The organism is Sphingomonas sp. SAFR-052 (assembly GCF_051965015.1).
Lineage (GTDB): Bacteria > Pseudomonadota > Alphaproteobacteria > Sphingomonadales > Sphingomonadaceae > Sphingomonas.
The window spans coordinates 335234-345660 of the sequence record NZ_JBQCMO010000005.1 but is presented as its reverse complement, the minus strand read 5'-3'; the positions used below and the strand labels follow the sequence as shown (position 1 = coordinate 345660).

The window sequence follows — 10427 nt, the reverse complement described above, 5'->3', positions numbered from 1 at the left end:
TTCTTCGAAGGCATTCGTTGTCCCTTCCTTGGTCCAGACTGTCATAGTCGATGGACCACTCAGAAGGGGGCAGCTCACGGTGAAAATGTTTAGCGTTTAACAGTACTTAGATGTCGGACGGTGTCCGACAGAATGATTTTTTGAAATTCAACAGGCGTAGTTGTTAGTCAGCTGAGTTTCAGCTAAAGTACTGATGTTCAAAGGAGGATCTGCCAACCCTCTGATGGAGGGATGGATTATGAATTGTAATCGTACCGATCAGGTATCTAATCGTGACCGGCTAACGGTCACCGTCAATGATGCTCTTACGATGCTCGGCATAGGGCGGACGCGGTTATACGAACTAATCAACGCCGGCGAGATCCATACGATCAAGCTCGGTCGTCGCCGCCTCGTGCAGGTCGCATCGATACGGCGTCTCGCATCCGAAGGGTACGAGACGCCTCCGCGATATGTGAAGCCAGAGCAGCTGACGATGAACCTGTAAGGGGCGCCGTGTCCTCCGGCTGGAAGGGTTCGATTATCCTTGATCCTCGTACGCCAACTGGAGGACGCCCCAGTGCGTGCCGTTGACGTTGATCGACGCAATGACCTGCTTCAGCAGAACGACGCCGCCGTCTGCCAACGGGCGCCGATAGGCCTTGAGACAGAACGGTTTCGTGATCTTCACCTGCTGGGCGGTGTCAGGGAAATGGAAGAACAGGCCGGCACGTGAGTGTTCCTCGTTCCATGCTCTCTCGCCGCGGCGTTGGGGGAGGGAGCGCTCCGGCATGGCGACTGCCCCGAAGCAGCGGCGATCGGTGAAGCTCATGCCGAAGAACCCACGAAACTTTCGCGCAGCTTCCTGATGCGGACGCGCCAGCTTCGTGATCAGCGCCATGGCAGGGTGAGTAAAGAGCGGCGGGTCTGAGCCTTCAACGGGACTGTAGGCATCGCTCAGGATGGCAGCCTCGTTCAGCGTGCCGCTCAAGACGGCTTGGGCTAGTCCTCTCGACACTTGTGTCGCCGCTTCCACGGCAAAGTTGATGTAAGGGCGATCTGGCATATCTGCCCCGCTTTCGGCTAGCACTTGCAGCAGGTCATTCGTATCGTCGCTGACTGAAGTGACGCGCTGGGACAGGCGCTGTAGCCCCGTAGCATTGTCCGTCGAGGTTTCCGCTAGCCGATCTAGACCGATCCGAACCCCGTCGACGGCGGACGCCATCGAAGCGACTTTATCGCTCACGGTCACACTGTTGTGCTGCAGCCCGTCCATAAGGAGGCGGATCTGCGCTACTCGGGCCTTAACGTCCTGCGTTCCATCGTGAGTTGAGCGAGCTTTCGCAACGCCCAGATCAACGCGTGCCAGCATGGCCGCCGCCTGGGAGGTTAGGGCGTTGATTGACGCACTGATACGCGAGGTCGCTGTCGCCGTCTCGCGGGCTAGCTTCTTCACTTCACTGGCTACCACTGCGAAACCCCGTCCTGCATCACCGGCGCGGGCAGCTTCGATGGTCGCGTTAAGCGCGAGGAGCTTTGTCTGTCCGGCGATAGCGTCGATCGAGGCACTTACCTTCCCGACGTCCTCCAGCGCTGCCGTGAAGGCGCCAAGGCTTTCGTGGATCAGGCTGACTTGCCCGATCAGATCGAGCACGTCCCCCATCGCAGTGTCGATTTGCAGCTGCGAGTTTGCCAGCAGGCTATTCGCCCCGGTCGTTGCGTCCAGTGATTCCTGCGCGACGACTGACACGTTGTTCGCGTCCCGGACGAGAACGTTCGTTTGCGACCCAAGATCGTCGATCGTACCGGCTTGCGCGGTGACGCGGGTGGCCAGTTCCGAAATGTCGGCCTGCAAGTCCAGCGTCCTGATGCCAAGCTCGCCCGATCGACGGGCGGCCTCAGCGATCGTGCGATCGAGTTCCACGGCATCTCCTTTCGCATACGTCCATAAGGAATCATGCTTAACGAAGGGCTACCGGCTCAACTATCCGATTGGCGGGTGAGCGAATCTGTTCGTGGCTCGCTGCGATTGACTCAGGACGGCAGTGCCGCGATCCATTTCTCCAGCGCCCCGGTATCCCGCATATCGCCCTGATACGGATACCGCGGCTTGGCGGGCACATTCGAGCCACGAGGCCGGCCACGGTAAGCCTTCATAGGCACGACGGCGCCGGCAAAGCCGCTGGGGAGGGGGATCGTTCGGACGTCCATGTATAGCGAGTCAGCGCTTGTTTCTTGACCGACGTGGGTCGCACCCATCGCCGTCCACAGGTCAACGGCATCAAGGCACGCGGAGCCGCAGCCCCAATCCGTAAGGACGAATACCCTCGCGGCCGGCTTTGACACCGGTTTGGCCGCAGCGGATGACTGCGCTGCAGGCTCGTCATTCTCGCGCCAAAGCGGCTCGCCTTTTGCAATAGAGCCGGCCATCCCCTGCGCGATACGATCGACCCAAGCCTTTGCTTCGGGCGAAACGTCAGCCGAGCCCTGCCATTCTCTTCTATAGGTTTCCATGGCCGCTAAGTTGCCGCGCGATGCACGCCATTCAACCGACGTCGATGAATTGTCGGCAGCATCCACCGCCGCCTTTCCCCACAACAGAACAGCGATTTGTTGCGACCAATCCGAGGAGCCACCGCCATTTCCTCGCAGATCAAGTACGATGCGCGGTGCATTGGCGACGGCTGCCCGATCACGCTTCATTTCCGCAATCATCGGCGCGAGAGCCTTCGCAGCAACGCCGCTTGGGTCGCTGTCGAAGCTGGGCATGGTGTACCAGCGTGTGCCGTCCGCGAGCGTCCGGGAAGCAAAGTCAGGCCGTGCACGAGGGGCGGTTGCCGCAAACCGGTCTTGAAACTCACCGTCGGGAAGGGCGCGCCACGCGAGGTCGACTTCCTGCGGCTTACCGTCGACCAGAAAGCGGCAACGCTTGGGTCGGGCTATGAAGGGATTACCCGTATCGAGGAATAGGCGCCCGCCCTGCGTTGCTCGCTGGCTGACCAGTTCCCACCGACCTCGGAATGCGCCGACGTTCCGGGCGGCCAGCTTGTCCGCCGGAATGCCGTCGCATTGTTGCAGCTGAGCCCCAACGGGGACGTCAACGCCCTCTGCCTGCGTACGGACGACTTGCCGTCCAGCCTCGTCGAACCCTGTCAGGAAGCCCGGCCATGACACCGGCAGCGGCTCCGGGTCGCGTATGTCGATGGAGACGTGTCCATCATTGAAACTGGCAACGTAGCCCCGCATCACGCCGATGTAGCCACCGTAAGTTCGCACCTGTTTAGCCCGCTGCAGCGCCAGCGCGAGGCTTGCATCGTTGCGCTTCGAGAAGTCGGGATCGAGACGGTTCAACGGTCCGGGGTGATTCGCAGCGATCTCATCATGGAATGCCTGAGCGTCCCTCTGGGCAATATTGGCCCAGTTCCTCGATGGCTCCTCGGCCGCAGACAGTGCGCAGCCGGCAAGCAATATGGTCGCGATACGCTTGAGCATGAATTCCCTCCACCCGCGTTGAGCATGGAGGGTTTGCGCTTTCTGCTCAACCGCTGACACGATAGGTGCCCCTCGAACCTGGCTATCGGCTGCAAAGCCAGAGAAGCATTCTGCGGCCAACGCCGTTCGTCAGCCGTTAGCGATGCATGACGGAAAGCCTTTCCCCCGATCCCTACATCCTGATCATGACCGGCGCCGGTTTGCTGATTGCGCTGGTCGCGTGGCTGCCATTGGCGCTGAAGCGGTTGCCGTTGTCACTGCCGATCGTCTGCATCGGTATTGGAGGTGCGGTCTTTCTGCTGCCGCAGGTGAAACTGCGGCCATTGCCGTATTTGTACCCGGAGATAACCGAGCGGTTCGCCGAGTTCGTCGTCATCATTGCCTTGATGGGGGCAGGCCTCAAAATCGATCGCGTGTTCGGTTGGCATCGATGGTCAATCACGTGGCGGCTGCTAGCGATCACCATGCCGCTCGGCATCCTGGCGATCACCGGACTGGGCATGGCGGCACTGGGCTTGCCGCTAGCTGTGGCGCTGCTGTTGGCCGCCAGTTTGGCGCCGACCGATCCGGTTCTGGCGTCCGACGTCCAGGTAGGGCCTCCCAAGACGGGTGATGAAGATGAGGTACGCTTCGGGCTGACGTCAGAAGCGGGGCTAAACGACGGCGCCGCGTTTCCGTTCGTCCACCTCGCCATACTGCTGGCCGTCGCCGCCCCGGTAGGCAAGCCGTGGCTGACGGAATGGTTGAGCTACCGCGTCCTGTGGGAGATCGTCGGCGGGATCGCCGGCGGTTGGCTGGTGGGCCGGGTGTTCGGCTGGTTGACCTTCCACATCCCTGCCGAAACGAAGCTTGCTCGAACCGGCGATGGTTTGATCGCTTTGGCGGCCACGTTCGTTTCCTATGGTGTGACCGAGATATGCCACGTCTACGGCTTCCTCGCAGTGTTCGTGACGGCACTCACCTTTCGCAGCGCGCACCGCGACCACGAGTTTCAGGACGAGATGCACGCCATCACCGAGCAGATCGAGCGACTCGCGATGATGGTGCTGCTGATCCTGTTCGGCGGCGCGCTGGTAAGCGGACTGCTGACGCCGATTAGCTGGACGGATGGCGTGGTGGCGCTGGTGATCCTGCTAATCGTACGGCCGCTTACCGGCTGGATCGGCCTGCTCGGTTGGTCCGGCGACCGATGCGAGAAGCTGACCCTTTCCTTTTTCGGCATCCGCGGTGTCGGGTCGATTTACTACTTGGCGTATGGGATCAACCATATGCCCGTCGGTGACGCGGCCCATTTGTGGGCGATCGTCGGGCTTATCGTGCTGTTCTCGATCCTGCTTCACGGCCTTACGGTTACGCCGATCATGCGGTCGCTGGACGAGCGTCGCGGAGTCGATCCAGATGCGAAGGGGGTGGCGCCGCCCGGTTTGCAGGGACCGGCAAACTGACTGTGTCGGCCGCTACCGTTCGCGTTCGTTCGGCTTCAATCGCGGCGATTTGAGGGAGCGAATGGCTGAACCGTTCCCATCTATTGTCGCCTACCGTGCTGTTATCGCAAGCATTTTCGTGGAACCCGTGGTGCCCCGTGCAGGAATCGAACCCGCGTCTCTTCGTTACAAAGGAAGCCGTTTACCATTAACGTAACGGGGCACACTCGCCCTGTACCAAGCACGATCGGCGAGCACAACGGCCGGCAGCTATCGCACGCCGAACGTCCACCCCTCGGTCCGCGCGACTTCCGCCGTCAGCCCCTCCGGCGCCCACAATCCGGCGTCCCCCGCGACCGCGCGCAGCCATGCCGCGCTCAGCAGCGCATCGGTGGCATGATCGTCATAGCGCGCGATCGGTAGGTGCGCCGCGCTGCCCAATATCATCAATGCTGCATCGAGCGACGCGGGATCGCGCAGCTTGCTCAGCCCCTTGCGTATCCCTGCCGCCCGCGCGGCGATGGTGGTGTAGATCTCGACGATCACCGGCCCGCTATCGGGCACCGGATCGAACGGCCAGACCGGGATCGAAGCATCCAGTCGGTGCAGCACCCGCATGCCGGTCAGGCTAGATTTCCCGACCTGCGCCGCGCCGACCAGGTTGAAGCAGCTGGTCGGCGAAAGGCCCGCCAGCAACTGCCGTTCCTCGCACCGCCGCAACCGCCCGCGCCCGGTTCCGAACCGGTCGCCGCACGCCCGTTGCCGCCGGAAATGGCGCGACAATTCCGCGTCCGCCACCACCGACGACGCCGCCAGAAACGGGTCGTCCGCGCTCATCCGGTCGACCATCGCCCAGAGCGACCGTGCATCGCCCGGCGATCCGGCCCAGCCCGGAAAATAGCTGCCCCGATCGAGAAACGGCAGCGCTGGCGACAGGTCGAGCCCGATCAGCATATCGGCGCGCGCCACCGCCAACTTCATCATCCAGTCGAGCACCGCCTCCCGCGACCAGCCGCCCTCCCTCCCGACCAGCGCCGGCCCGCCATCGCCGACCTCGGCCAGCGCCAGCCCCTTCGGCCGCGCCACCGCCTGTCCCGACCAGTCGATCGCTGCAAACCGGGTGAAGCGCCGCGTCAGGGCCGTTCGCCCCAAGCGTTGCGTTGCGTGACCGTGGCCCGGTCCCACCATGCCCGCTGCAACAACGTCGCGATCCGGTCGCCCGCGCCGGTGCCATAGCGCACCAGCACCACCGGCCAGCCACGATAATGATCGGTTTCCCAGAAGGTCGCCGGATCGGTCTCGATCAGCATCTCCTTCTCGCCCTCGGCGACATGCAGCACGAAACTGCCCGGATCGGGCGCGGTCGTGCCGGCAAGCGTCTTGCCCCGAAACCGCAGCGCCGGCTTGCCATAGCTGCTGCCCTGCTCGACGTCCGGCAGCGCGCAGCCGATCGCGACGACCTCCGCCCAGTCCCTCATGCCTGCCGCCGTTCGTCCCACCACGCCATGCGCTCGGCGATGCGCTGTTCGAAGCCGCGCCCGGTCGGTTCGTAGAAGCGCTTGGGCGTCATCTCGTCGGGCCAGTACTTCGCGCCCGAAAACCCGTCCTGATGGTCGTGGTCATAGGCATAGCCCTTGCCATAGCCGATATCCTTCATCAGCCGGGTCGGCGCGTTCAGGATCGATGGCGGCGGCATCAGCGACCCCGTTTCGCGCGCGCTGGCAAAAGCGGCCTTTTGCGCCTTGTACGCCGCGTTGGATTTGGGCGCGGTCGCGAGGTACAGGCACGCCTGCACGATCGCCAACTCGCCCTCGGGACTGCCGAGAAAGTCATAGGCGTCCTTGGCGGCGAGGCATTGCACCAGCGCCTGCGGATCGGCGAGGCCGATATCCTCGCTGGCAAAGCGGGTCAGTCGCCGCAGGACGTATAGCGGTTCCTCACCTGCGGTCAGCATCCGCGCCAGATAATAGAGCGCCGCCTGCGGGTCCGATCCGCGCAGCGATTTGTGCAGCGCCGAGATCAGATTGTAATGCCCCTCGCGGTCCTTGTCATACACCGCGACCCGCCGTTGCAGCAGCGCCGACAGCCCGGCCGGGTCGAGCGGTTCGGGCAGTTGGATCGAGAACAACGTCTCCGCCTGGTTGAGCAGGAATCGCCCGTCGCCATCGGCGCTCGCCACCAACGCCGCACGCGCCGCGTCGTTCAGGGGCAGGGGGCGTTCCTCCGCCGCCTCGGCCCGCGTCAGCAATTCGTTCAGCGCGGTCGCGTCGAGCCGGTGCAGGATCAGCACCTGCGCCCGGCTGAGCAGCGCCGCGTTCAGTTCGAACGACGGGTTCTCGGTCGTCGCCCCGACCAGCGTGACCGTCCCGTCCTCGACATAGGGCAGGAAACCATCCTGTTGCGCGCGATTGAAGCGGTGGATCTCGTCGACGAACAACAAAGTGCGTTTGCCGATCCGGCCATGGTCGCGCGCTTCGGCGAACACCTTCTTCAGATCGGCGACGCCCGAGAACACCGCCGAAATCTGGGCATAGCGCAAGCCCACCGCGTCGGCGAGCAGCCGCGCGATCGTCGTCTTGCCGGTGCCGGGCGGCCCCCACAGGATCATCGACGACAGCTTTCCCGCCGCCACCATCCGGCCGATCGCGCCATCGGGTCCGGTCAGGTGATCCTGCCCGACCACTTCGGCCAGGGTCTTTGGCCGCAACCGGTCGGCAAGCGGCCCGCCGGTCGGCGTCTCGGGCGGGGGCGGGGCGAAGTCGGCGAAAAGGTCGGCCATGGCGGCAATATAGGGTGCGCGAAAAAAGCCGAAAGCCGGACTTGCATCCGATCGTTCCAGATATATCTTAAATCTCAAGATATATCGGAGAATGGAAATGCGTTTTGGAATGGTATATGATTCATGGACCGGCGGGCCGGGCATGGGCGGACGCGGGCGGCATGGCGGCCCACGGGGACCGCGCGGCCGAGTGCTGGGCGGGGACGAACTGAAGCTGGTGCTGCTGGCGCTGATTGCCGAGACGCCGCGCCACGGTTACGACCTGATCCGCGCGATCGAGGCGCGGACCGGCGGCGCCTATGCGCCCAGCCCGGGCGTCGTCTATCCGACGTTGACGCTGCTGACCGACATGCGCCTGATCGAGGAACAGGCGAGCGAGGGGACGCGCAAGCTGTTCGCCGTGACGCAAGCCGGCACCGCGCAACTGGCGACCGATGCGGCACAGGTCGGCGAACTGTTCGAACGACTGACCGCGCTGGGCGAACACCGTGCCCGTACCGATGCCGGCCCGATCCATCGCGCGCGCGCAAATTTGCGCGCTGCGATCCATCACCGGCTGTCCGCGCCCGACGTCGACACCGAAACCCTCCACCGCGTCGCTGCCATCCTCGACGACGCCGCGCAGAAGGTAGAACGCCTGTGACCGAACATACCGCCGCCGCGACCGTCCCGACCGCCCATGCCAGCCGGTATCTGCAGCAACTGTGCAAACATTAGCAGCACAACCTGACCGTCGAATATGATGCGAACCACGGCACCGTCGTCTTTCCCCGCGATGCGCGCGGTGCCGATCATCCCGCCGACGCGCTGGTGACGTTCGACGCCGGTGACGACGCGCTGACCGTTCGTATCGATGCAAGTTCGACCGAACAGCTCGAAGGATTGAAAGGCGCGGTCGCTCGCCATCTCGACCGCTTCGCCTTTCGCGAGGCGCCGCTCACCTTCGACTGGCGATGAGGCGCGGCCGGGCTTCGTGCGTTGAAGACGCATGACCGACCCGATCGAAGCCCTGCGCCAGCAGATGGAGGCCGCCGCCGCCGCGATGGATTTCGAAACCGCGTCGCGTCTGCGCGACCGGATCAATCTGTTGCGGGGCGGTGCGGCGGAGGAAGCAGCACAGGCTGCCGACACTGCCGGCCTGACCCGCCAGCAACCGGGCGCGATGGGGCTGGGCACCAGCCGCCAGCGCGTCGAACCGCCCAAAGGGTGGAAGCCGCCCAAAAAGCCCGACCCGATGGTCACGCGCAAACGGTAGGGTCCTGTCCGCCTGCACATGATCGTATGGCATCCGAGTGCGGGCGGAGGCCGATGCGAAAATCGACCCCATTGTGTCCCCGCGAAGGCGGGGACCCAAGGGCCCGAGGCGCCACGGTTTGTGTTGCTTGGCTCCCGACTCCCGACTTCGCGGGACCTTTGCAACACTGCTCTCCCGTGCCCCGGCGAAGGCCGGGGCCCAGTTGGGAGGCGTTCGTAACGTACCGAGAAGCCTTGCCAACTGGACCCCGGCCTCCGCCGGGGTGCGACCGAGTTGGGATGGACGGCCCGACTTGCGCAGAGGTCCTGCGAAGGCGGAACCCAGAGCCGTGTCCCGGCGAAGGCCTGCGCCGCCGGCGCTGGGTTCCCGCCTTCGCGGGGACACGGCCCGGTGGACGTTCGCGACGATCTCACCTTCGCCGGGGCGACGGCGCGGCCGACGGATAATCGTAACGCAGCGTTGCCTTCAATTCGTTAACCGCCACCGATCGAACCTAAACCGCGTCGCCGCGTTCAGACCTCGATGAAGCGTTATGTTGTATCTTCGCGCGATCGGGGGCATAAGGCGGCGATGCGCAGTCCCGCCGCCCGAACCTGGTTGCACGAAGGTCGTCTCGATCGGGCCGGCATGCTGCTGTCAGCGCTCTGCGCGGTGCATTGCGTGACGACGATCGCGGTGATGGCGTTGCTGGCCTCGGTCGGCGGCGCGTTGCTGCATCCCGCCATCCATGAAGTCGGTCTGGCCTTCGCGGTGCTGCTCGGCATCGTCGCGCTGGGGGCGGGCTATCTGCGCCACGGACAGCGCCTGCCGACTGCGATCGGTGGCATCGGGCTGGCGATCATGGCGCTGGCGCTGACCCTGCCGCATGGCGTGCCGGAAGCGATCGCGACCCTGAGCGGTGTCGCGTTGCTGGCGTACGGACACCATCTGAACCGCCGCGCCGGCTGCTGACCCGCTTGCCGCCACTGGCACCGGCGCTTATCTCGGGTCAATGGCGCACGAGCATCACGAACATCATGGCCCGGAATGGAACAAGGCCGCCGAAGCGGCACTGACCCGGGCCGGCGAACAATGGACGGCGATGCGCGCCAGCATCTTCGACGTGCTCGCCTCGTTCGACAAACCCGCCTCCGCCTATGACATCGCCGATGCCGTGTCGAAGGCGCAGGGGCGGCGCGTCGCGCCCAACAGCGTCTATCGCATCCTCGACCTGTTCGTGAACGCGAACCTTGCCCGCCGCGTCGAAAGCGCCAATGCCTATCTGGCGAACAGCCATCCCGACTGCATCCACGACTGCATCTTCCTCGTATGCGATCAATGCGGGCAGACGACGCATATCGATAACGACGCCATCACCGGCAGCGTCCGCTCCGCGGCTAGCGGCGCCGGGTTCACGCCGGTTCGTCCGGTGATCGAAGTGCGCGGCCGGTGCGCGGACTGTGCAGCATCGGTGCAGGACTGACGCTTTAGGCAAGCATCGCCGTGCTTTGTCCGCGCG

Annotated in this window: 11 protein-coding genes, 1 tRNA gene and 1 pseudogene; 7 read left to right on the top strand and 6 right to left on the bottom strand. The window is 64.3% G+C overall.

Features of this window, described 5'->3' with window-relative positions:
- Positions 1-193: 193 nt before the first annotated feature.
- Positions 194-487 carry a helix-turn-helix domain-containing protein gene (locus ACTHQV_RS11520; protein ID WP_440490396.1) on the top strand — a complete coding sequence of 98 codons (294 nt, stop codon included), beginning with the start codon at positions 194-196 and terminating at the stop codon, positions 485-487.
- Between the two features lie 33 nt (positions 488-520).
- Here ACTHQV_RS11520 and ACTHQV_RS11515 read toward each other — a convergent pair whose 3' ends face one another.
- On the bottom strand, positions 521-1903 hold the full coding sequence (locus ACTHQV_RS11515) for a methyl-accepting chemotaxis protein (protein ID WP_440490395.1): 1383 nt from the start codon (positions 1901-1903) through the stop codon (positions 521-523).
- 110 nt (positions 1904-2013) lie between these two features.
- Positions 2014-3471, bottom strand: coding sequence for a S41 family peptidase (locus tag ACTHQV_RS11510; RefSeq protein WP_440490393.1), 1458 nt, complete (start codon positions 3469-3471; stop codon positions 2014-2016).
- A 146-nt stretch (positions 3472-3617) separates the two neighbouring features.
- Here ACTHQV_RS11510 and ACTHQV_RS11505 point away from each other — a divergent pair, with 146 nt between their 5' ends.
- Entirely contained in the window at positions 3618-4916 is a 1299-nt protein-coding gene (locus ACTHQV_RS11505; protein WP_440490391.1) for a cation:proton antiporter, read from the top strand.
- A 128-nt stretch (positions 4917-5044) separates the two neighbouring features.
- On the opposite strand, the gene ACTHQV_RS11500 is transcribed toward ACTHQV_RS11505, so the two are convergent.
- The 4 genes from ACTHQV_RS11500 to ACTHQV_RS11485 form a co-directional block, all read right to left on the bottom strand.
- Positions 5045-5118 (bottom strand) — tRNA-Thr (locus tag ACTHQV_RS11500).
- Between the two features lie 47 nt (positions 5119-5165).
- Complete coding sequence (locus ACTHQV_RS11495) at positions 5166-6047, bottom strand: hypothetical protein (RefSeq protein WP_440490390.1); 882 nt, start codon at positions 6045-6047, stop codon at positions 5166-5168.
- Positions 6029-6373, bottom strand: coding sequence for an MmcQ/YjbR family DNA-binding protein (locus ACTHQV_RS11490; protein ID WP_440490388.1), 345 nt, complete (start codon positions 6371-6373; stop codon positions 6029-6031). The genes ACTHQV_RS11495 and ACTHQV_RS11490 overlap by 19 nt, the downstream gene beginning before the upstream one ends.
- Positions 6370-7674: a replication-associated recombination protein A gene (locus ACTHQV_RS11485; protein WP_440490386.1), complete on the bottom strand. Its 1305-nt coding sequence runs from the start codon at positions 7672-7674 to the stop codon at positions 6370-6372. The genes ACTHQV_RS11490 and ACTHQV_RS11485 overlap by 4 nt, the downstream gene beginning before the upstream one ends.
- A gap of 97 nt (positions 7675-7771) precedes the next feature.
- On the opposite strand from ACTHQV_RS11485, the gene ACTHQV_RS11480 reads away from it, so the two are divergent.
- The 5 genes and pseudogenes from ACTHQV_RS11480 (at position 7772) to ACTHQV_RS11460 (ending at position 10391) form a co-directional block, all read left to right on the top strand.
- Positions 7772-8317 carry a PadR family transcriptional regulator gene (locus ACTHQV_RS11480; protein WP_440490384.1) on the top strand — a complete coding sequence of 182 codons (546 nt, stop codon included), beginning with the start codon at positions 7772-7774 and terminating at the stop codon, positions 8315-8317.
- Positions 8314-8631: pseudogene (locus tag ACTHQV_RS11475) on the top strand (DUF2218 domain-containing protein). Before ACTHQV_RS11480 ends, ACTHQV_RS11475 begins: the two are co-directional and overlap by 4 nt.
- A gap of 31 nt (positions 8632-8662) precedes the next feature.
- Complete coding sequence (locus ACTHQV_RS11470) at positions 8663-8929, top strand: UvrB/UvrC motif-containing protein (RefSeq protein WP_242116531.1); 267 nt, start codon at positions 8663-8665, stop codon at positions 8927-8929.
- 627 nt (positions 8930-9556) lie between these two features.
- Positions 9557-9880, top strand: coding sequence for a MerC domain-containing protein (locus ACTHQV_RS11465; RefSeq protein ID WP_440490383.1), 324 nt, complete (start codon positions 9557-9559; stop codon positions 9878-9880).
- Positions 9881-9920: 40 nt separating this feature from the next.
- Positions 9921-10391 (top strand): Fur family transcriptional regulator, encoded by a 471-nt coding sequence (locus ACTHQV_RS11460; RefSeq protein ID WP_440490382.1) that lies wholly within the window; start codon positions 9921-9923, stop codon positions 10389-10391.
- Positions 10392-10427 lie beyond the last annotated feature (36 nt).